The 22,174-nt window shown below is 48.1% G+C and carries 21 protein-coding genes and 1 other RNA gene; 4 read left to right on the forward strand and 18 right to left on the reverse strand.

Going from position 1 to position 22,174, the window contains the following annotated elements; translation table 11 throughout:
* The 16 genes from CWE12_RS10635 to CWE12_RS10710 all read right to left on the reverse strand — a co-directional run.
* The coding region (locus CWE12_RS10635; protein ID WP_133306976.1) for a transposase at positions 1 to 151 on the reverse strand (151 nt) is incomplete at its 3' end.
* A gap of 194 nt (positions 152 to 345) precedes the next feature.
* Entirely contained in the window at positions 346 to 804 is a 459-nt protein-coding gene (locus CWE12_RS10640) for a hypothetical protein (RefSeq protein WP_126789702.1), read from the reverse strand.
* A gap of 697 nt (positions 805 to 1,501) precedes the next feature.
* Positions 1,502 to 2,293: a hypothetical protein gene (locus CWE12_RS10645; protein WP_126789703.1), complete on the reverse strand. Its 792-nt coding sequence runs from the start codon at positions 2,291 to 2,293 to the stop codon at positions 1,502 to 1,504.
* 2,815 nt (positions 2,294 to 5,108) lie between these two features.
* A complete protein-coding gene (gene bamE / locus CWE12_RS10650) occupies positions 5,109 to 5,468 on the reverse strand; it encodes an outer membrane protein assembly factor BamE domain-containing protein (RefSeq protein WP_126789704.1) in 360 nt (119 codons plus the stop codon).
* Between the two features lie 351 nt (positions 5,469 to 5,819).
* Entirely contained in the window at positions 5,820 to 6,074 is a 255-nt protein-coding gene (locus tag CWE12_RS10655) for a hypothetical protein (protein ID WP_126789705.1), read from the reverse strand.
* Positions 6,075 to 6,122: 48 nt separating this feature from the next.
* Complete coding sequence (locus tag CWE12_RS10660) at positions 6,123 to 6,536, reverse strand: hypothetical protein (RefSeq protein ID WP_126789706.1); 414 nt, start codon at positions 6,534 to 6,536, stop codon at positions 6,123 to 6,125.
* 131 nt (positions 6,537 to 6,667) lie between these two features.
* Positions 6,668 to 8,173: a YfjI family protein gene (locus tag CWE12_RS10665; RefSeq protein WP_126789707.1), complete on the reverse strand. Its 1,506-nt coding sequence runs from the start codon at positions 8,171 to 8,173 to the stop codon at positions 6,668 to 6,670.
* On the reverse strand, positions 8,170 to 9,075 hold the full coding sequence (locus tag CWE12_RS10670; protein ID WP_126789708.1) for a toprim domain-containing protein: 906 nt from the start codon (positions 9,073 to 9,075) through the stop codon (positions 8,170 to 8,172). Before CWE12_RS10670 ends, CWE12_RS10665 begins: the two co-directional genes overlap by 4 nt.
* Positions 9,072 to 9,440: a hypothetical protein gene (locus CWE12_RS10675; protein WP_126789709.1), complete on the reverse strand. Its 369-nt coding sequence runs from the start codon at positions 9,438 to 9,440 to the stop codon at positions 9,072 to 9,074. Before CWE12_RS10675 ends, CWE12_RS10670 begins: the two co-directional genes overlap by 4 nt.
* A gap of 96 nt (positions 9,441 to 9,536) precedes the next feature.
* Positions 9,537 to 9,746, reverse strand: a complete 210-nt coding sequence (locus CWE12_RS10680) for a helix-turn-helix transcriptional regulator (RefSeq protein WP_126789710.1) — start codon at positions 9,744 to 9,746, stop codon at positions 9,537 to 9,539.
* Positions 9,747 to 10,102: 356 nt separating this feature from the next.
* Positions 10,103 to 11,344, reverse strand: a complete 1,242-nt coding sequence (locus tag CWE12_RS10685) for an integrase domain-containing protein (protein WP_126789711.1) — start codon at positions 11,342 to 11,344, stop codon at positions 10,103 to 10,105.
* A 196-nt stretch (positions 11,345 to 11,540) separates the two neighbouring features.
* Positions 11,541 to 11,895, reverse strand: a transfer-messenger RNA (tmRNA) gene (gene ssrA / locus CWE12_RS10690).
* 162 nt (positions 11,896 to 12,057) lie between these two features.
* Positions 12,058 to 12,441, reverse strand: a complete 384-nt coding sequence (locus CWE12_RS10695) for a thiol-disulfide oxidoreductase DCC family protein (protein ID WP_126789712.1) — start codon at positions 12,439 to 12,441, stop codon at positions 12,058 to 12,060.
* Between the two features lie 20 nt (positions 12,442 to 12,461).
* Positions 12,462 to 13,565: an oxidoreductase gene (locus CWE12_RS10700; RefSeq protein WP_126789713.1), complete on the reverse strand. Its 1,104-nt coding sequence runs from the start codon at positions 13,563 to 13,565 to the stop codon at positions 12,462 to 12,464.
* Positions 13,566 to 13,617: 52 nt separating this feature from the next.
* Positions 13,618 to 14,217, reverse strand: coding sequence for an NAD(P)H:quinone oxidoreductase (wrbA, locus tag CWE12_RS10705; protein WP_126789714.1), 600 nt, complete (start codon positions 14,215 to 14,217; stop codon positions 13,618 to 13,620).
* Between the two features lie 62 nt (positions 14,218 to 14,279).
* Positions 14,280 to 15,386, reverse strand: a complete 1,107-nt coding sequence (locus CWE12_RS10710; RefSeq protein WP_241984193.1) for a GNAT family N-acetyltransferase/peptidase C39 family protein — start codon at positions 15,384 to 15,386, stop codon at positions 14,280 to 14,282.
* 170 nt (positions 15,387 to 15,556) lie between these two features.
* Between CWE12_RS10710 and purM the strand changes: the two genes are divergently transcribed.
* Positions 15,557 to 16,606 carry a phosphoribosylformylglycinamidine cyclo-ligase gene (gene purM, locus CWE12_RS10715; protein WP_126789716.1) on the forward strand — a complete coding sequence of 350 codons (1,050 nt, stop codon included), beginning with the start codon at positions 15,557 to 15,559 and terminating at the stop codon, positions 16,604 to 16,606.
* Positions 16,607 to 16,609: 3 nt separating this feature from the next.
* Positions 16,610 to 17,272: a phosphoribosylglycinamide formyltransferase gene (purN, locus tag CWE12_RS10720; protein WP_126789717.1), complete on the forward strand. Its 663-nt coding sequence runs from the start codon at positions 16,610 to 16,612 to the stop codon at positions 17,270 to 17,272.
* A 30-nt stretch (positions 17,273 to 17,302) separates the two neighbouring features.
* Here purN and CWE12_RS10725 read toward each other — a convergent pair whose 3' ends face one another.
* Positions 17,303 to 18,046 (reverse strand): DUF3108 domain-containing protein, encoded by a 744-nt coding sequence (locus tag CWE12_RS10725; RefSeq protein WP_157981964.1) that lies wholly within the window; start codon positions 18,044 to 18,046, stop codon positions 17,303 to 17,305.
* Positions 18,047 to 18,246: 200 nt separating this feature from the next.
* On the opposite strand from CWE12_RS10725, the gene fadE reads away from it, so the two are divergent.
* Both fadE and CWE12_RS10735 read left to right on the forward strand, forming a co-directional pair.
* Entirely contained in the window at positions 18,247 to 20,718 is a 2,472-nt protein-coding gene (gene fadE / locus CWE12_RS10730) for an acyl-CoA dehydrogenase FadE (protein WP_126789719.1), read from the forward strand.
* Positions 20,719 to 20,828: 110 nt separating this feature from the next.
* Positions 20,829 to 21,299 carry a DUF4442 domain-containing protein gene (locus CWE12_RS10735; RefSeq protein ID WP_126789720.1) on the forward strand — a complete coding sequence of 157 codons (471 nt, stop codon included), beginning with the start codon at positions 20,829 to 20,831 and terminating at the stop codon, positions 21,297 to 21,299.
* A 23-nt stretch (positions 21,300 to 21,322) separates the two neighbouring features.
* Here CWE12_RS10735 and CWE12_RS10740 read toward each other — a convergent pair whose 3' ends face one another.
* Positions 21,323 to 22,024 carry a DUF2306 domain-containing protein gene (locus tag CWE12_RS10740; RefSeq protein WP_157981965.1) on the reverse strand — a complete coding sequence of 234 codons (702 nt, stop codon included), beginning with the start codon at positions 22,022 to 22,024 and terminating at the stop codon, positions 21,323 to 21,325.
* Positions 22,025 to 22,174 lie beyond the last annotated feature (150 nt).

Raw genomic sequence — 22,174 nt, forward strand, 5'->3', positions numbered from 1 at the left:
CGTTGACTTCCATACCAGCGTATTTACTGCGCCAGTTGTAAAAAGTGCCATTGGATATGCCTAGGCGACGGCAAATGTCCTCGACCTTGGCTCCAGCCTCGTGCTCTTTGATGGCCTTGATGATTTGATCTTCGCTGTAACGTTTTTTCATTTTGAGATCTCCACTTGACCCATTTTAATGGAAATCTCATCGATGTCATGGTTCTATTCGTGGGGGAGAGGTCACATAGACTCCAGCAATAACAACGAGGGTACATACAAAGTACACCGGTAAATTTAGCGATTTCGTTAGCTTAATTTCAGTCATTTATTAACGGGTCTCCTACCCAAATTCTGATATAAAATCTATTTCTCAATGAGCGTTACCCATCCTAGCTCATCGATAATCAACTTTAGATCTTTTGATGCCAACTCACAGCCATAAAGTGCTTGAGGAAAGAAAATTGAAGTACAGCCCCTAAGGTGACCATTATTCTGCTCAATATTTAAGCTAAAAGAACCCTCTTTTGCAGTGATAACCAATCGTTTCTCGTCCACACCTAATTTGATTTCAGCTGAGTCTGTCATTACTAATCGTCGCTTAAGATCTACTTGAGCTTCATCCGGCGCCGTCCAATAATGGTAAAGAGACCGAATCGTGAAGATAATCAAGAACGGTAGTGCAAATGCGGCAATTAGAGGACCAGCCCGATACTCAGGGGGTGGAGGGAAGGTCATAAACCAGTATAATATGAGCAGATAGAGTACAAAATACCCACCAACCAACTTAGGATTAAGCTTTTTGTTAAACTTAATTTTCATCATAATTGAATTTCAGTTGCGCATTCATGTTGATGGATTCCTTTATCACTTGGCTATTTCCTTCAACCAGAGCTTTGTTTCTGAAGTCAATCTTGCCCAGTGAAATGATTTATTACAACAAAAAACCAAAGCCCTTACCTTATTCTTCGTACTAGATTAATTATCAACCAAGCTATATAGGTAACGACCAAGAAAACGGTTCCCCATAGAAAATATATGATTTCAACCATGTACAAACTACCTGGTCTAGCTGCGATTAATAACAGGGTGATAATTAAAACAGGCGTCACTATGCCTACTTTAATCACCACATTTTTACTTTTATTCCGTAGTATAAAGGCCGTCAATAAAGGCAGTGGAAAGCAAAATACTATCAGTAAAGCATAGTCAAAATAAGTCATCTCACACCCTGCCTATAAGCTTTTCATGAATTAAAGTAATATCGCCTTCGCGAAAATCCGTTATAGAATATCTACCTTAAGTTTCCCCGGAGCCAGCGTTCCTTTGCATTAAATTGATCTTGGAGAATTGGATCTGGCCTCACCGAAACCGCCGCCGAGTCCGATCTTAGTAAAATCTCTGGTAGAGGTCACTGGCTACAAGGTGTGACCTGTATTTGAGCAAACTAAGGGACTTAGTTCTGAGCTAGGGTGTTGAATAAAAAAGGGCGCTAGGAGCGCCCCCTGATTTAAGTCAGTAATTAGTATGGGCGAATAGCGACTGGACAAGTTGGGCAAGCCTGCCAAGTCTTGTCAAGTGGTATAGCGCCTGATGACTCTCGATAAGCAAACCTGCGCTGTTGAGGGCGAAGCGTATCAGTAACTCTTATAACTACTATCAGCGGCTGCGAATACGGGTGGTAAATACCAGTATCTTGAATTATTTCGGTAGCTCCCAATCTGACGGAAAGCGAACTGCTTCCCCAATCATCAACCTGATGAGCTCTAACCTCAATTATTTCAAAATCCTCCTCCTCTTCTTCGTCGTCGCTTAGTATCACAAACTGAGTTGTTTCTAGTTCGCTTTGCGCTTCCACAAACTCAATATATCGGCGGTAATTATCTAATCTAACTTCAACTTCGTCCGGCTCTACACCCAGTGCACTAGCGAGCAGTTCCTGTCGACTCTCGAATACCGCCTCCATCTTAGTCGCAAGTTCGGGTGGAACTGCTTGACCACGGGCGACATACTCTGAGGCTTCAATAAATTCCTCAGTTTCGTAAATAGGCTTAATATCAACTGCTGACTTACCGGTTGCTAATTCACGCTCAACAACTTCGACGAAATGGAGATATTGAGGCAAGTCGCGAAATCCCAACAGCCGAGCACGGTTCTGATCCTCCCTACATTGCTGTGCATATTGCACAGACTGATTACATTGCCTTTCTGCCTCCGCTACGGTGAGGCTCTCAAAAGCTTGTGCGTTAACTCCGCTCGTCCCTAGAACAAGCAAGCTAAGTGGTAGTGCTGTTAAACCTACTTTAATCAACATGATGAAATCCTTTATAATCATTTTGAAATATGACATTCAATTGAATGCAGACACATAATTACAACAAAAAAGCAACAGTTCAAGTTTTTATTTATATCATTTATCGTTTTTTGTTGTGTTTATTGCGTCCACCATTTAAAACTAACTTCAGGCTGCAGTGGTTTATTGAGTTCTGGCGATTTTTAATCGTTACAAGCACATCCCCTACCCTTTGTGGCAGATTTTACTTTTCGCTATAAAACTGTCACCGCAGGCCTTACCTGTAGTACAAGTTCGACAGCATCGTGTTTGCTAGATTTGAGAACCGTCAGTTAGTTGGCTTACGGTTTCCCCTGCGAACCCAGCGCAGTCACCAGCATCCAGCTGAACAACAGTCTGATCGATTTGGAAGGAATTGATTGGGTTGGTTTCTTCGGCTTAAACTGCCGTCATCGTGAACCAAAGTGCGAGACTCAAAACCATGAGTGAGATTTTCATGTTGTTTCCTGTCTTTGTGTCGAACGCAAATCCAGTACCACACTCGTGACCTCAGAGTGCCAGCCTTTTTCTCACCTACCTACTATTTAACCATCACCCTGTATTTTCAACGAAATCTTGTGTGTAGTACTGCGTATAAAAAACCACTTCGCGAACCATGCCTTTTTTATGCCTGTTTCATTAACACATGTGTCCCCATAAAAACTCATTAGCCCCCCAAATTAGACCTCGTAATCGCGGCTACTTGGTTGCTGTGAGTGTAAAAATAAGCAGGCGGGTTTGGCCACCCGTCTTAGGAAGACCGGTCTTCAGTCCTTTCAACTAAAATTAGGAACTGAAATGAAAAAATGTAAAAGCGACGGTTTTGTGATAACTCACCGAGTTCATACGGACAAGGAACCAAGACAATTCGAGCTACCTGGCACCCGAATCTAACGCGGACAAAGAAGTTATAAACTCCACGATTGAGGAAAGCAGCGATAAATTGCTCATCATTTACTCTGAGAAAAACTAGCGACTAATGTTAAAGCCGAGGGCCAAAGCTGCGCTAATCTCATTTACCAAGGTAACTAGAGAATAAATAAAAACAAATGATATATATATGTTGCAATATAGTTTTTTAGTTGTTAAAAAACTATAGAGTCAATGATGATTCGTATACTTCAAAGGAAATTTTGATGAAATTATTAAAGACAGGACTTTTATTTCTATTCATAGCTAGCGCGACTGCCGCAGCGTACGAACCTGAACGCAATGCCTCATGCTACGCCTGTTCAGCTTACGAAAAACAAAACATAGCTCTTACTAAAGCATATAGCCTAGGGGCCGCATAAAGTAGGATAAATGTTATTGACCTATCAAATGCTTCTGTAATTACTTTTCGTTATCAAAGCGCCTCATATCAAGACGGATTTGGAGATGTCTTAGGCCCTGGAAGCGAAAGCATACTTATAGCCCCTTCTAGTCAGTCGGTAAGGAATGCAACCCGAGAAGCGGCTGACTTCGTCGCAAGTCAAGGGATAGTATACCCAAGTGGAAGAGAAGGCATTCGAAATTCTGCCGATTTCGTAAATCACGCTCAAAAAAACAGAGTGATTGATGATTGGATTAATGATGAAAATCGATTTACTTGGTACGCGACTAATCTGCTTTCAATATTTGGAGGAGCTGCCTTTGATATTCTCAAGGGAATACAAATCCGAGTAAGATTTGAAGATGGATCCGAAATAGAAATCAAGAGCTTCGACTGGAATGGTCCAAATAAGACCTTTAATATGGTATATGTCGAGGGTTCAGCTTTAGATGCTGATAGTAACGAAGTTCCAACTAGGATCGGTGATTATACCAAGACTTTTTTTCTAACTGAAAGGCACGTAGAATCCTGGATAGAGAATGCCCAACGCAATGGCGTAAGCGTAGTACGAAGCTATACTCGCACGGGCACGCCTGATCGACCACTTCAAACGTCATGTCCGCCAGTCGGGAATAACAGATATAGATGTGAGATAGTCCCTCGTTCAGAAGATGCTATAGGACCGGAGTAATTAATTTATGAACATTATTGAATTAACTAGAAGCGGAGACATTTCTTATCTATGGTTATGGCTTATTGGAAACTTAATTTTTATCACTCCAATAGCGCTACTCGTAGCAAAGAAAAAAATCGTTTAACTCCGAGTATTATATTATTAACTGTTTTACCTGGAGTAAATATATATACGCTATTTTTCCTGATGCTAATGAGGAAAGCTCCCAAGTCTAATAATGAAGTGGCTCCGCATTAGCGATAGTCGTGCTTTTAAAATGATCTATATATGACTTATTAACCCCTGAATTCAGGATTAATAGCTTTATCCCAAACATTTTAGGCAAACAAGATTAGTATTTTAGCTCTTTAAATAATGCCGCTGCATGCGGCATTATTTTTGGGTTTTCTTAATATCACTTAACGAATCCCGAAACGCCGCATGATGCAGGCTCAAGACTCGTTGAAGGAAAGCGAAAGCGACACCTAAAGCTGGGTATCAATTTTTCAGATAGTCCGAGATCCCCCCAAAATCCCCCCCCAAAAAAGTAGCTAGGTTTGGCTGTTCTACATAAGACTGTATTTTACTACAGGCAATAAAAAACCCAGCAATTACGCTGGGTTAGTAGACAATATAAGACTTGTCTGGTCTTTGATATGGTGGAGCTGGCGGGATTTGAACCCGAATACGAATCCTTTTAACGACGATGCATTCGAGTTCTTATTCTCTAGTTTCAAGGAGCCATGTTACTTGGCGTGTTACTTTTGGCTGGCGCGTGTTTCTTTTAACGTGTCGGAAAACACCCTTTGCTTTTAACGGCCTAGCCTTGTTTCCATATTGCTTTTATTGAAGTGGTACTCTTTAACTTTTCTTTCAGAGTCGAACCAAATTTGTAGCATTTCGATATCAGTATTTGAGCCGCCAGCAAACAAACCAACTACAGGAATAAATGTCGCTGCATTAGTGGTCGAACGTGCAAAGGTGTAGACGTAAAAAAGCTCACCTTCTGCTGTAATCCCGCTTGAATTGGGGCTGCCAAACATGTTTTTCACTTCCTGCTCAGTCGTAACTCCCTTTTCAATATCTTGGATTTGAGCAGGATCAATTTGAACACCTGCGCTAGCGCATCCTGTTAGCCAAATAATAGTGAGTATTGCGATTATTTTCTTCATAAAGATTCCCTTCTGCTTAGTTGTTAATTTTTCTGATTGTGAATGCTTAACTTCAAGCCATCCTCTCACTTTTTACGGGTACTGAAAACACCCATTTTTTATAGTCAGGAAACTAACCCTAAGATAACCCTAAGGGTGCTAAGGTTTCACTAAGGGTAGCTCTCGCGCGTAAAGATGTCCGAAAACACCCGTTTGGCTCGCGTAGTGACTCTGCAAAAATCTTCACTTGGCTTTTGCATGACCTCTGAAATGATCCAAAGCATTGAGGTAATCTTGAGGTACTCAGTCACTCCCGCGCGCGTACTGGTAGTAAAACACCCTTTTTCCATCGCGTAGCGGCTTCCAAAAGCCTTACCCCTGCTTGTTGACTTGTCCATCCAACTCAGCTTTAACCCCGTGTAAACCTGAATAACCCAGCCGTTGTAAAAACCTTAACAGGCGTTGCGGTGTCCATTCGTTACCCCATGTTGTTTTTAACTGCTGAGCATTGAGCGCGGCGGCGACTTGTTTGTAACTTGGCGGGCTGTATTGGTGTGAACTACTAACGATCAATTTAACCGCGCTCAGAGCGGCATCACGGCGTCTTAATTGCTCATCCCTTGTCATGCTTCACCTCAGAATAAAGGCGCTCAGCGTTCGCCTTGCGCCGTGTGTTTACTTGGTGGCTTTCAGTAACCAGCTATTAGCAGAGAATCGGGCTTTACCTTCTTTCCGTTGCTCCAGCGGCTCGGTATCATAAACGGCTTTGAAGCGCTCGGCATATTCAGCGGCGAGCCTAAGCCTCTCTGCTTTGCTTTGGATTCGTCGAAGTTTTCCAGCTATCCATTCACGATCACCAAAACGCCAGCCGTTTGAGCCTCCATCATAGAAATGAACAGGCATTCCATCATGGGTAACTAAGTCGTTTGCTAAGTCATCATTAGCGGCGCGCTCAGGTTGTCGGATGTGTCGATTTGTCGGAAACGCTGATTTATTCGCTGCTGGTAATGTCGGAATGGTGTCGGAATGTGTCGGAAAGTCAGTAAAGCCGTTACCTTGCTTAATTTTCTGAGCGATTTTAAGCCCCATGATTCACCTCACTGGCTGGCGCGCTGTGATACTCCAAAGCCAGCTCGAAAGCTGGCGATAAGTCTAGCGGTGGTAACCTAAAATCTAACGGCTCGAAAGTGGTTAAGTCGATTTGCGGCAGCGTTTCAAAGTCAATCATTAGCGGCCTCCAATGCACGGCGATTCAATCGCCAGGCTTCGCGCGCCTTTTCACCATTCAAAAGCGTGTCACTCGATAACGGAAAAAGCCAGCCGTTTTCCTCTAGCAATCGCAATGTTTCGCGCGCGTGCTGTGCGCTCTTAACTTTGCGTGTTCCCTTGTTTACTTGGTTTACTGTGATCACGTCCAAGCCCTTACTCATGATCCATTGAATAACATCCTGAGCGGCTACATACTCAGCGCCAGCATTGCCTTGCTTAGTTAATCTCAGCGCCTCGGTTAAATACCAGTCACCCAGAATAATTGCGCGGCTCATGGTGTCACCTGTAACCCGTTCGGCGTTCTGGTTGTCGATAATCGTTAGCACCCCAGCAATGCGTGCGATTTGCTCGGCCACCTTTGCAGCGGTTGCTTTAATCTCGGAGTAGTCACCCGACGGAGCAAGCGCCAGCTCGATCTCGTTGTAAGCATCCACCCAAAGCGCTTTAGCTTCGCCCGTAACTTGCAGATCGCGCGGCTCTAATGTTCCGTCTGTATCTTTGGGTTGCTCAGCTTCCAGTAAGCGCGTCATAAGCTGCTGGTAGCGCTTAACTGTTTGGTTGGTAGTTAGGTCGATTTCTTGGTATTTGCGTCGTCCTGCGAGGCTCTCAGGGGCAGCCATGAGAAAGCGAGCTAAGAACCCTTGACCAGACAACAATCCATCAGAGAGAACTCGCTGAGCAATGACAGGCTGAACCATTAAATGAATGCTCAGACGCGGGTTTTTGATGCTCATGCTTTCACCTTCGCCAGCTCGCAAGCGGTGAATGTCTTTTCCATCCCAAAAGGTTGAAAGCCCAGCAATGCTTTTTTGTGCGTTATCCTTGTTCATGGCATGGCCGCCGAAAAACGTACCGCCTTCATCACTGAATAAACCTTGCGAGCTTTGGCCGCCTGAGAAGCTCTTTTGCAATCCTTCCAGCGTCGGCTCTTGGCATATCAAAGTAGGTGCAAGTGGTGGCTCAGGCGGTGCGCCCAGCTCCATGAGCGCTTTTGCGATTTCCTCGCGCCCTTCCTTACGCTTGGTTTTCAAAACCTCTTGGCGGGCTGCGCTAAAAGCCTCTCGCTCATTCAAATAATAATCGTAACTTTCCTTGTAGCTCTCGAATAATTCGCGCTGGCGCTTGGCATGGGGTTGCGTTGCGACGTTATCCGTTCCGCTCTTTCGGTCGCCGCTCTCACTGATTGTCAGACAAAACAAATTGAGCGGATAGGTGCGCCCGTCAATAATCACGTTTGCGAATGGTTGCGCGGCCAATGCAGCGGCAGCCAATACGCTTTGACCCGCCGTTGCTGGCGCTACCTGAACACCATCAGCGATTGCATGAGCGGCATCACCCAAAACAGCGCCCAGAGCTTCCAGCGGGTACGGCTCAGGCTTCAATTTTTCAGGCGTTAATGGTTGCGGCATCGGATCGTTAAATTCGCTTGGTGGTTTAATAACGGCTGGCTGATTCATGCGGCCACCTCCATAAAAACTTTAGAAATAACCTGTAATCCTTTTTGCTGAGCCAGATCGTTAAAATCCGTTCCCTCGTCGGTGTCGAATTGCGGAATAACAACAAAAGCGCCAGCATCACGCGCGGCAGCCTCGGCTTTTTGAACGCCCACGTTACCAATACTGGTAAAGCGGTCATTGTCGGCGGCTATGATGATTTGAGCGGCTGGCGCTCTCATGCGTAGCGACGTCGCAACGGGATTTAAGTTATTAGCATTAAACGCCACCAAAACAGGTAAACCTGTCGCCTCATGGATGCTTGCGCCAGTAGCAAAGCCCTCGCATACAATCCAAGTTTTTGAATTGGCATGCGTCGAACCTCCCAACGGGCAGAATGAGCCGCTGATTTTTCCACCCTTGCGGAATGTCTTACCGCCGTTCGGGTTGATGAATTGCAGGCTGGTAATCGTCATATTGAAGTCAACCAAAGGGATCACTAATGAATCATCCCAGCAACGGGCAATATGCGGCTGAATGCGTTTAACGGTTAAATAGGGATGCAAGTCGGCGCTTGCCAGTGACTCCCATATTTGCGCGCATTTCTCGGCCACCTCGCGCTGCTCCTGCTCTTTTCTCAATCGCGCTTGGCGTTGCGCTTGCTCGATAATCTGGCGCGTTTCAGGGGCAATCTGAGAGCCTCCACCCTCGATAACGGTATGACTTGCGCCAGCCTTCCACGATCCAAAAACGTGAACGGTAGGTGCGTCGGTATTGTAGTAACTAACCAGCCAGCCGTTTCTTGTTCCGCGTTTGTCGCTCGCTACTTGATAGCGTTGCAGCTCGCCACTATTGAGAACTTCGAGAGGCTCAGCGGGAACTAATCCCGCCGCCTCCATTTCTTGCATTAGTTGATTATTCATCATTGATTGGCCGCCTCCATGTGCTTACGGATGGTGCGGCGCAAGTCTTTGCGTATTGGTTTTTGTAAAGCGATGTAAACAGGTTCTAAGTACCAGCGCCAGCTTTCACTTGGTTGGCCTGAGCGGTACTTACTTATTACCCATCCAAGCCGAATAATTCGAGGGTTAAAGGCTTGGGTTACATTGTGGTGGTTATTCGATTTGTAGCCGAATTTTTCGCCTAACTCATGCGTTAAAATCCCTTGATGCTCCCATACCAGCATCAGAATGCGGCATTCTCTCGATGTGCGAGCCACGCGCATAAGTTGAGTAGGCGGGTAGTCCATCGACGCTTTACAATCGGCAAAGTTTAGTTTAGTGTTATTCATGATCTGTAGCCTCCTTGTAGGTCAGGATCGCTTGGAGAGAAATGAAAGCCAGTAATAGTGTTCCCGCACTAGCTGGCTTTTTTCTTGTCTGAGTTTTCATGCGGCTTCCTCCTTCGCCTTTTCGATTTGCTCCCGAATAAAGTCCTGAATCTGTGTGCGTACCCAGAACACGGAACGGCCACCCAAAGTAATAGGCTTTGGGAACTTGTTTTCATTCATTAGCCGATAAATTGAAGCGCGACTGTAACGCACGGCGTCCATCACTTCATTTAATCGCATCAGCTCGTTTTCAGGTTGGTTTTGCATAATTTTCACCTTCTTGTAAGTAATTCAGAACACCGAAAATCTCGATGTATGAATAGACTACCTAGCTGGTCAGACCAGATCAAACATAAAACATGATAAAATTAGCGGTTATGATACCGAGGGATGCTGCAAAAGTTTTCATAAAACAGAGGCTTTAATCTTGAATGCACGTATGCTTTGGCTTACAAGCTAAACGCTTGTTTAAAAAAAATTAACGCAATTTCAATTAGAACATTTTGGAATAAATGTGTACTTTTTTATTTCTTTGGGTTTTACCGACACCCACCCGACAAGCTCCCGACACAAAAAAGCCCGCATAAATGCAGGCTTCCGACGTTTACGACACTTCCGACGGGTTAAACGGCTTTCAAATTGCGTCGGCCTTTACCGATTGCTAGTGAGCCCTGAGCGGCTTGCTCGATAAACTCACTCCACCATTGCATCATCAGGCGTCGGCGTTGCAGGTAATCGGCGCGATTGTATGCGGCTCTCACTGAATCTTTATCGCGATGCGCCAGCGCTGCTTCGATAATGTCAGGGTCAAAGCCCTGTTCATTTAACGTCGTACTGGCAATAGAACGTAATCCATGAGCAACAAGGCGGTTTTTATAGCCCATACGTTTCAGCGCCATGTTTGCGGTTTGCTCGTTGGTTGGCTTCATTGGGTTTCTGTCACCTGTGAAAATAAACTCACCCGCGCCGCTGATTGGTTTCATTTCAGCCAAAAGAGAAAGCACCTGCTCAGTGAGCGGTATGCTGTGATCATTTCGCATTTTCATGCGGCTGGCAGGAATTACCCAGAGCTGGTTTTCAAAGTCGATTTCATCCCAGCGCGCGCCCGCTGCTTCACTTGGTCGTGTCATGGTGTGAAGTTGGAACTCAATTAAACAGCGGGTAGTGAATTTAATGCTGGCGCGCTGAAGTGTGTGCATCAGCTCAGGCAATTCATCAGGCTTTAAGGCGGGTTGATTTTTGACGGTAGGTGCGTCAAATGCTTTGGCGATACCTTGCAGCGGGTTATGGTGGATAACGCCCGTATTGGTAGCCCAGATCATAATCTCATTGATGCGCTGGCAAAGGCGGCGCAATGTTTCCAGAGAGCCTTTAGCCTCGATTGGTCGCAAAGCCTCAATGACTTGCGGCGCGGTCAGTTTGGCAATCGGGAATTTACCCAGCTTAGGGAAAGCGTGATTTCTCAGTGAGCGCTCTATGTCGTCGGCGTAGTCGGCCGTTACCTTTTTCCGCTTCTTGGTCATCCAATCCATAGCGACGGTTTCAAAAGTAGCTTCATGTAGCTTCTTGTTAGCTTCCTGCTGCTGGCGCTCATGCTCCTGTGGATCGATGTTATTACCTAGCAAGCTGGCAAACTTTCGGCGGCGCTCTCTCGCTTCACTCAGTCCAGTTGCAGGATAATCACCAATCTTTAAGTTTGCGCGTTTTTTGGTGTATGGCCGATAGTAATTAAACAGCCAGATTTTAGCTCCCGACGGTTTAACCCTAAGGTAAAGCCCGCCACCATCAGCAAGGTTAAACTCCTTTTCTTTTGGCTTGGCGTGTTCAACCTGTTTCGCATTGAGTAACTCTTTTCCTCGCGCCATTTCCTTAGCCCCTTAGTTGATTTGGTAACACGGAATTTAGTAACACGTTAGCCGTGTTACCAGTTATGTTACTAAAAAACTAAGAAATAGCGAGGCCAAATAAGACCTTAAAATAGCAATATGGACTGTAAGTTATTGATTTTACTTTCTATTGGGCACAAAAAAAGACGCCCTAAGACGTCTTAATTTGTCGATATGGTGGAGCTGGCGGGATTTGAACCCGCGTCCGCAATAACTCCGCTCTCGGTCCTACATGCTTAGCCATCTCATTTAGTTAACTGCGTAAGTCGCCGAGTGGCAGGCTACTTAGCAGCGATCTCGATTAGTTTTAATGCTTCAGCTACGAGAGAAGCTTCCACACGAGTCTGATTTAGATGACTATCCGAACCTCGTCTCCCAGACTAAGCGCGAGTGGATAGTTAGCGGGTCTTAGGCCGCTAAAGCGTAGTTGTCGTCGTTTGCAACTATAAAGTTGAGGCTTTTTACGAGGCCAGCCTCACCTCGGCATGCACCTTAAGTTTCATTTATCCCGTCGAATCCAGATCAGCCCCGAATTCTGGTATAACTTACTTAAGACTGGTCAAGTGTACCTGAGCGCCAGCTATAACGCCAGATGATTCCGCTCAAGTGCATACTCTGTAACCGTATATATGGACTATAAATTGCCGTTCAAGTTCCATTAGTAAATAGAATGGCGAAAAAATAACCTTGGCTCACAAACTGCAGTCATCACAGCGCGACTGGCCGGTCAGCAAACGGGAAATTTTGTAGCGGTTGCGGGCGAAGAACAGATAGGCTTTATCTGCCAGCCAGCGGATCCCGGGCCAACGCAAGGGAGCAGTTAACCAGCCCCGGCCAACCAACGACCAGGCGGCGTGGGTTACATCCAGACCGTAGAGCATCTCAGCGTTGTCTGTCTTGCCATGCAAAATGCTATCCGCCGCCGTTTTGTCGATGTCCGGATAGCGGGCAGCAAAGCCGTCGGCGTGAATATCTTCAAATGCCATCTGACTCTGTGTGTCCAGTTTGCGTAACTTACGCATTTCATGCACGCACAGCGGGCAACCACCGTCATAGAATATAGTTAATCGGCTCATACTACCTCGCCATCCCCTCCCTAGTCAGAGAGGTTGATTTTACGCCAATTCAGCTCATGTTGGAGTGTTGCTTTGGGCTCCAGCATGGTCGGGTCCAACTCATGGATATCAAGACCGTCTTTTAACCGTAGCGGCAGGTCCTGATGCACCAGGGCTTTACGAGCAACCGCAAGCAATGCATCCGGGTACTGCTCTGCCAAATCTTCCATATTGTTCTCGGTAATACCACCATTGATAATCAATGACAGCCCTTCCACTTCGGAGGCTACTTGCGCCAGCGACTTGTCACTGTCTTTAAGGGCTTTGCGGTTGACCGCTGTATCGGTGGTGTGGACATAGGCCAGCCCGGCATCACGCAATTTCTCTAGCAGGTAACGGAAACCGTCTTCACCCTCTGGCCATTGATAATCGTGGTCAGTGACCGTAATCTGGCTCAAACGCATACCAATTACGAAATCTTCGCCACAGGCATCATGCACGGCTTTCACCAGCAGCAACAAGAAGCGCATGCGGTTGTCGAGGTTACCACCCCATTGATCTTTACGATCATTAAATTCCGTGCTTAAAAACTGGTTCAACAAATAGCCATTTGCCGCATGCAGTTCAACGCCATCAAAGCCAGCGGCTTTTGCGCGTTTAGCCGCACCTACAAAGCCATTCATGATCTGGTTGATATCCCCTTCATCCAGAGTTTCCGGCTTCGTCCAGTGTTCGAGCTTGCCATACATCGACAAGGGCACACCTTTGGGGCGAGCTTCGGATACTCCTTTAGGGTGCTCATAAAACCGGTTGTACTGCATTTGCGCCCCAGCATGCATCAACTGGCAAATAAAAGCGGCACCCGCGCCGTGCACTTTTTCGACCACGTTTGCCCAACCTTCCTGCTGGCTGTCGTCGGTAATACCTGGCTGGTACTGATAACCCTGACTGGCTTTGCGGTCGGTGTACACGCCTTCACTGATGATAAGATCGAAACCACCATCCGCGAACCTTGTGTAGTAGTCTTCCATTAGCTCTGTGGGTTCGCCTTCATGCTCTGCACTGATGCGGGTCATGGGGCCTACCACTAAACGATTTGATAATTCAATATTGCCTAAGGTCGCGTGCTTAAATACTTCTGACATGGACTCTCCTGAGTTCTGTTCCAATCCAATACTAACTGTCGTTTAACGTGCCTCAAGCACTTAATTTTTTAGCAATTTTTGCGATGTGTTCGCCCTGAAAACGAGCACCATCGAGTTCGTTTTCGGATGGCTGGCGTGAGCCGTCACCGCCGGCGATGGTACTGGCACCATAGGGGCTACCGCCGCTAATTTCATCCATGGTCGACTGGCCGGCAAAACTGTATGGCAATCCAACCACAACAAACCCTAAATGCAGTAACAAGGTGTGGAAGTTAAGAATGGTACTTTCCTGGCCGCCGTGTTGAGTGCCTGTCGAGGTAAATACGCCCCCTACTTTGCCAATCAGCGATCCGTTCGCCCATAGCCCACCGGCCTGGTCGAGAAAGTTTTTCATTTGCGACGCCATCATGCCAAACCGCGTCGGCGTACCGAAGATTACGGCATCGTAGTTTTTCAGGTCATCGACCTTGGCGATGGGGGCGCTCTGTTCGACTTTATAGCCAGATTTCTTTGCGACCTCTTCCGGAACCAGTTCAGCAACGCGCTTTATGTCAACGTCCGCGCCACCCTTACGGGCGCCTTCTGCCACCGCCTTGGCCAAGGTTTCGATATGACCATAACTTGAATAATAAAGAACCAGAACTTTTGCCATGTTGCCTCGCAATTCGAATAAGTAATAATAAGTGCATTACTTCAGAAGCTTAGCAGACGGTTTCAATCGGGCAACATGCCCTGACCTAAAACTACGGCCGCACGTAAACGTTTGCTGCCATAGCCAAATGCACGGGAAAAGATTTCCCGCGGGATGGGCAAGTACTGACGAGCGGCCGGGCTTTGCCAGGGCGTATCGTCTTCATCGGGGTCATTGATATACACAAAATCATCATCAATGGCCGTGATCAGAACCCAGTGCGGGGCTTTAAACTGATCAAACTGATAGGTACTGATAAGCGTAATGACCAGCTTACCCTGCTCCAGATCCTGTTCCAACTGGGTCATGTAGTAGTCACTGACATGCACCGGCACTCTGGCCCGCTCCAATGCTTCAATATCAGCCTGCTGAATTTTAATCATCACTTCGCGCTTGCTGTTATTTCGCACCGAATCCAGCAATACCGGACCGGGCTGACTTATCCACAGTTCAACCGCCATGCCGCGTTTGTGCGCGGCTCGGGCCAGGCCGTGCGGGCCGCACCCTCCGTGCCCCGACGTCATATAAATGGTGGTCGCTTCGCGCCATAGCTCGAGCTCTTCCAGTTCCGGGTTATGCAGCGGATAGCCAAAATACTTCATCGCCATCAGCAGGCTGGCGGGACCACAGGTAAACGGGGTGGTCTGAGTTAAATAAGGGACTTGTCGCGGTAAGCGCTCGCTATCAAAGAAATGCAGCTGTTTTTGCAGCACACAGGCGGCGGAATGGTCATCAAAATAGTCGTTCTTGAGGCCAATATCCTGATAACCACGCTGATGAAAGAAGGTCAGCGCTTCGTTGTCGTCAGCTTTTACTTCGAGCCGCATAAATAAACTATGCTCGCGCTGAGCTAAGCGCTCCATATGAGTGAGCAGACGGCTGCCATGCCCTTGCCGACGCTGGCTTTGTTCAATTGCAAAGGAGTACATCCGCGCCAGTTTGGTCGCCTGCCGGTACAGCATAATGGCGTAACCAAGCAGACTCCCCTGATTATCCAACACCCATACTTCCGCTTCGCCCAATTTAATAAAGCGGCGAAAACTGCGTTCGCTTAAAGCGTCGTAGGGAAAACTCTGGGCTTCAAGGGTCGCTAGGGCGGGTACATCAGCTAAGGATGCGAGACGGATCATAGTCATACTGCTATTTGACGCGCTTTCCGTTGTTTGCGCAAGTAGCCGCTGGAAAAAAATGCTGTTAAAATACGCGCCAAATTCCACCCCGTTGAACTGGCTGAGCTGATTCTTGTTTCAGCCACGACAGCAACCGCACAACCTACACCCAAGTATTGCGAGGACCAGCTGTGAGCGAGCAAAAAAAATCGTTAAGTTATAAAGACGCGGGCGTTGATATCGACGCCGGAAACGCATTGGTAGAGCGCATCAAAGGCGTCACCAAGCGCACTGCTCGCCCTGAAGTTAAAGGCAATATCGGTGGTTTCGGTGCTTTATGTGAGCTGCCATCAAAGTATAAAGAGCCACTGTTAGTCTCTGGTACCGACGGCGTCGGAACTAAATTACGTCTGGCCATTGAAGCTGGTAAACACGATACCGTGGGTATCGATCTGGTCGCGATGTGCGTCAACGACTTGATTGTGCAGGGTGCTGAACCGCTGTTCTTCCTCGATTACTACGCCACTGGCAAGCTGGATGTCGATGTGGCGGCGGATGTCGTGACTGGAATCGGTGAAGGCTGTGTCCGTGCAGGCTGTGCATTGATTGGCGGGGAAACCGCAGAAATGCCTGGTATGTACCAAAGCGGCGATTATGACATCGCCGGCTTCTGCGTCGGTGTGGTTGAAAAATCTGAGGTCATTGACGGTAGCAAAGTTGCACCGGGTGACGCCTTAATTGCTGTGGGTTCCAGCGGTCCGCACTCCAATGGCTATTCATTGATCCGCAAGGTACTGGAAGTCAGCGGCGCTGACTTAAACCAGCCGTTAGATGGCAAGCCTTTGGTAGAGCATCTGCTCGAACCAACCCGTATCTATGTGAAATCAGTGCTGGCTTTAATGGCTGAGCAGCCGATCCATGCGATTTCCCATATTACCGGTGGCGGCTTCTGGGAAAATATCCCTCGTGTTCTGCCAGACGGTACTAAAGCGGTCATCGACGGCTCCAGCTGGCAGTGGCCCAGTGTCTTTAACTGGCTGCAGGAAGCCGGCAATATCGATCAGCGCGAAATGTACCGCACCTTCAACTGTGGCGTTGGCCTGGTGATTGCGGTGCCAGCCGAAAGCAAAGACGCGGTAGTCGCCAAGCTCAATAGCGAAGGTGAAAATGCCTGGGTTATCGGCCATATTGAAGCGGCTTCAGCGGATGACGAGCTGGTTGTCATTAATGGTAGTAAATAAATAATGACTGATTCGTCCACAGTACGCAGAAAACGCATCGTGATCCTGATTTCGGGGTCCGGTAGCAATATGGTTAATCTGGCTGAGCATTGCAAAAACGGCAGCATCAACGCGGATGTTATCGCGGTTATTAGTAATCGCGCGGACGCCGCCGGACTGGCGAAAGCAGAAGCGCTCGGCCTCCTCGCTGAAAGCTTGCCGCATAAGGACTTTGCGACCCGTGAAGCCTACGATGAGCGGTTGACCGAACTGGTGGCGGGTTATCAGCCGGATCTGGTTATTCTGGCCGGTTTTATGCGTATTCTTAGCCCTGTCTTTGTCAATGCATTCAACGGACGCTTGCTCAACATCCATCCGTCGCTATTGCCAAAATACAAAGGTATTCATACTCATCAACGTGCGTTAGAGGCGGGTGATAAAGAACACGGTGTCAGTGTTCATTTTGTTACCCAGGAACTCGACGGCGGCCCGGTCATACTGCAGGCCAAAGTCCCTGTCTTCGAAGGTGACGAAATTGACGACCTGCAGGCCCGTGTGCATGAGCAGGAATATCGGATTTATCCGTTAGTGGCAAGATGGTTCTGTGCTGAGCGTTTACAGCTAACCGCGGAAGGCGTGATGCTCGATGGTCAGTTACTTGGCTTGCAAGGGTATGCGGCTGACTAAAGCCGCTACCCCGCTCCGCTCATGCGAATCTTACTCGAACTGCAGGCTGGTTAATTCGATTTGCGCCTGCTCCTTACCTTCTTTTATCTGTTGCATCCGCACCATGGTGTAATTTAACTCGGGTGCAAACCAGAAATAGGTCTGCCGGCGGTCGCTTTCACGCACCCGATCGACGCGAATCGCTTCGATCTCGCCATAGGGTAAATTCAGGGTTTCCGTTTTGACCCGGGCAAACTCATAGTCACGCTGATTCCCTTTCTCATCGACCAGTGAATACATCCAGCTGTCATCGTCGCCAGCAACGTCCAGTTGCAGCTGGTGGAGGACGGCGTTCGGGTCCAGCAGATCAGCGTCCCATTCAATATCGACTTGATTGCCGCTGGCATCCACAATACGTTCGTTCTCGCGATCGAAGCGTACATTCAACGCCCGATCCGATCCGGTACCGCTGCGGGAATAGTCAAATGACTCAGGCACCACCCGCCCGTCCTGCATGCGAAATATCGTTTCATTCTCACGATGATCTGACAAAAACAGCAACGACGCACTGGTCACTGTGTAATAGCGCCACTTGCCATCGTCTAATTGTTCCAGAATGCGTGAGGCATCGCCACGCTCCGAACCTCGACGTGTTAGCACATAGCTGGCTTCATAGGCCAAGGTTTCGGCTCCGGCTGACGCGTCCGCATCGTCCTCTGCCGCCCAGCTTAAGGCTGAGCCCGTTAACATCACGCCGCCAAGCGCGGCAATTGACCAGTGTTGAAGTCGCTTCATAAAGTGTTTTCCCATCAGTCAGATAGCTGAATACCAGCGTGATTTTAGCGTAGCAGTAATCGCTAAATCTCTCCAAGTTATAGCTTCGAGTGTTTTAAGCAGAAAAAATTCCCTTAGCAGAGGTTGGTAAACTTGCAAACTGGTCAGCTTTGATCTACCTTGGAGGGTACTGGTCAGACCTCAAAACTGGAGTAAACAACATGAGTGTCGCAATTTGGATCATCGCTACCCTGCTTGTGCTTGGCGCGTTGATTTATCATCGCAGTTCACTGCGAGTATTCACCTTAGGTACCCTTGTTATGCTTGGCATCGCAACGGGGTTAAGTATTTTTGGCAACACCACGTTAACTGTACTGTGGATTATTGCAGCTGTGCTGTTAGTGCCGCTCAACTTAGGTTTTGTCCGCAAAAACGTGATGACCAAACCAATTCTGGCGATGTACCGTAAAATCATGCCGGAAATGTCGGCCACTGAAAAAGACGCTATCGATGCCGGTACTGTCTGGTGGGACGGCGAGATTTTCCGCGGGTCTCCTGACTGGAAAACTCTGCATAACATCCCTGCTCCGCGTCTTAGCGCTGAAGAGCAAGCATTCCTGGATGGCCCATGCGAAGAAATTTGCGCCATGATGAACGACTGGGAAGCAACCCACGAACTTGCTGATATGCCGGAAGACGTATGGCAGTATCTGCGCGAGCACAAATTCTTCGCCATGATCATCAAGAAAGAATATGGTGGCCTTGAGTTTTCTGCGTATGCACAGTCCCGTGTGCTGCAAAAGCTGGCTGGTGTGAGTACAGTACTGGCGTCAACCGTCGGTGTACCTAACTCATTAGGTCCGGGCGAGTTGCTGCAGCACTATGGTACGCAACAGCAAAAAGACCATTATCTGCCACGCCTGGCTACCGGTGAAGAGATCCCGTGTTTTGCTCTGACCAGTCCGGAAGCGGGTTCAGATGCCGGTGCGATTCCAGACAGCGGTGTTGTCTGTAAAGGCGAATTCAATGGCGAAGAAATCCTTGGTATTAAGCTGAACTTCAACAAGCGCTACATTACGCTGGCGCCTATCGCTACGGTTGTTGGTCTGGCATTCAAAATGTACGACCCGGATGGCCTTATCGGCGATAAGAAAGAACTCGGTATTACCGCGGCGCTGTTACCTCGTGATACCAAAGGTATGGAAATTGGTCGTCGCCACTTCCCATTAAACGTGCCGTTCCATAACGGCCCGATCCGCGGTAACGACGTATTCATCCCGCTTGACTACATTATTGGTGGTCAGGAAATGGCTGGCAAAGGCTGGCGTATGCTAGTCGAATGTTTGTCAGTCGGCCGTGCGATTACCTTGCCGTCGAACTCAGCCGGTGGTGCTAAATCACTTGCTCTGGTGACTGGCGCGTACTCTCGCATTCGTCGTCAGTTCAAACTGCCTATCGGTAAAATGGAAGGTGTTGAAGAGGCGCTGGCTCGTTTAGGTGGTAACGCCTACCTGATGGACTCAGTCACTAAACTGTCAACCACAGGTATCGACCTGGGTGAGAAACCATCGGTAATTTCTGCCATTGCTAAGTACCACATGACCGAGAAGCTGCGTACCGCAATGAACGACGCCATGGACATCCACGGCGGTAAAGGTATCTGTTTAGGTCCGAATAACTATCTGGGCCGTGGTTACCAGGGTACGCCAGTGGCGATTACCGTGGAAGGTGCCAATATCCTGACCCGTAACATGATGATTTATGGTCAGGGCGCAATCCGCTGCCATCCTTTCGTACTGGAAGAAATGGAAGCTGCGCACCATGAAAATGGTAAAGAAGGTCTGCGTCGTTTCGACAAAGCAGTCTTCGGCCATATCGGCTTTGTGATGTCGAACTTCGTTCGTTCACTGTGCTTTGGCTTCGGTGGCAGTGTGTTCATCAAAGCGCCGACCAGTGACTCAACCAAGGCTTACTACAAGCAGCTGACTCGCTTCAGCTCTAACCTGGCACTGATGTCTGACGTTGCCATGGGTGTATTAGGTGGTTCACTAAAACGTAAAGAGCGTGTATCGGCTCGTTTAGGTGACATGCTAAGTTACCTCTACCTGGGTTCTGCGGTACTTAAGCGCTTTGAAGACGAAGGTCGTCAAAAAGAAGATCTGCCGTTCGTTCATTGGGCGATGCAGGATACCCTGCACAAGCTGCAGGAAAGCCAGTTAGCCATGCTTGATAACTTTGGCGGCGTTGGCTCCATGCTAAAAGCTATTATGTATCCGTTTGGTCGCATCGCGAAAGCACCTAGCGACAAGCTGGATCACAAAGTAGCGCGTTTGCTGATGAGCCCGAACGATGCGCGTGAGCGCCTTGGTGAAGGCCAGTTCCTGTCTGAGCGTGGCCAGTACGGCTATGTTGAGAAAGTACTGCGCGATATCATCGCGGTTGAGCCTCTGTATGACACAATCTGTAAAGCAGCAAAACAACGCTTTACCTTCACTCAGCTGGATCAACTGGCGAAGAAAGGTCTTGAGTTGGGCGTTATTAATGCCGAAGAAGCTGCCCTGCTGGAACGTGCTGAAGAAGGTCGCCTCAATGTGATTAACGTCGACGACTTCGCACACGAAGATCTGCTGGCTGGCCGTGGTGCCCGCGAGCATTTTGAAAAGCAACTGGCGGCTAAGCAAGACGCTGCGTAATTGCTAAAGCCAGACAACTGGCTTATCTGAACTAAGTAAAGGGCCGCTTCGTGTAAGTGGCCCTTTTTCTATCAGGCCTGTCATCTGCTTTCATTATTAAGGAGCATACTATGCGTAAATGGATACGCCGTTACATCAGCTCAGCGTCGGGCATCCGCCGCTTGCTGAACTGGTACCGTCCCTATCGCGGGGCCGCTATCAAAGTAACCGCGCTAAGTAAGGACTTTACCTATGCACGGGTAGAAATGCGCCAGCGTTGGTACAACTCGAACTACGTGGGCACCCATTTTGGCGGTTCACTGTACTCGATGGTTGATCCCATGTTCATGCTGCTACTCATGCGCCAGCTGGGACCCGAGTACATTGTCTGGGACAAATCTGCTCATATCGACTTCAAACGCCCGGGCCGCGGCTGTGTTTATGCTGAATTCCGCCTTACCCCGGCGCAGGTTGACGATATTAAAAAGGCGGCAGACCAAGGCGAGCGCGTGCTTCCGGAGTGGCAGGTGGAGGTCATGGATGAACACAACAAAGTCGTCGCCCGGGTTGATAAGACCTTATATGTGAAGAAAAAATCCTGAATGAATGCATTGCTGCAAAAGCTTTAGTCGTAACGCGGCTGACGTTTCGCCAGCCACAACATAAAGCTCACCCCAAGAATGGTAGGAATGGTCCATAAATACGGATTAAACGCCAGGGTTGGCATAAACAAAGCGGCGCCGAACGATAAAAAAGCGGAATACGCAGCAATTCCCGCGCCTATCATTGAGGTAAAATGCTGATAGAGCCATTCCCGCCGTAAACGCCCCGGTGCGGGCTGAGACTGACGCAGAATAAAACGGATATTGCCCGGGACCATTAGAAAGGCAATAAAAGAGACGCCGATAAGGAGCAATTCAGAGTGGCTCCAGCCAAGCCAGAAGATCCAGATAGCTAAAGCCGCCAGAGCACCATGTAAGCCAACTATCCAGGTGGTGTTATACAGATAATGGCGGCCCTTATTACGCACCGTTTTCAAGCCAAACAAGACCAGTACAGTGGAAAGAAAACCAAGATAGAGCATCATCCAGCCCAGGGTCAGCCGTGTCTCAGGCGTGCCATTGACCCATTCCGCTGCGGTGAGATGAAAACTGGCGAGGAACATCGCTGTAAGGCCGGCGGCTATCATACTGATAGCAAAGACCCGCCCTGTAACACGATGCGTTCGCTGCCCCTTTTTTACCATTAACGGCAGCCAAAACGTCACCAGCGCAACAGACCCTGTTGCGACATGAAAAAATACCAGGCCTGCAATTAGCCAATCCACTATTGATTCCCCTTAGTTTCCTTGGCGGGCAGTATGAACCCGATTCAACGAACACATTGCCAGCACTAGGTAAAAACTCTGTAAACAGCATATACAGTGGCGGGAAATTCGCTATTCTCACTATGCAACTGAGCAACGCTCAAGAGCGCT

It is taken from the genome of Aliidiomarina sedimenti, from assembly GCF_003986955.1.
GTDB classification, from domain to species: Bacteria; Pseudomonadota; Gammaproteobacteria; order Enterobacterales; family Alteromonadaceae; genus Aliidiomarina; species Aliidiomarina sedimenti.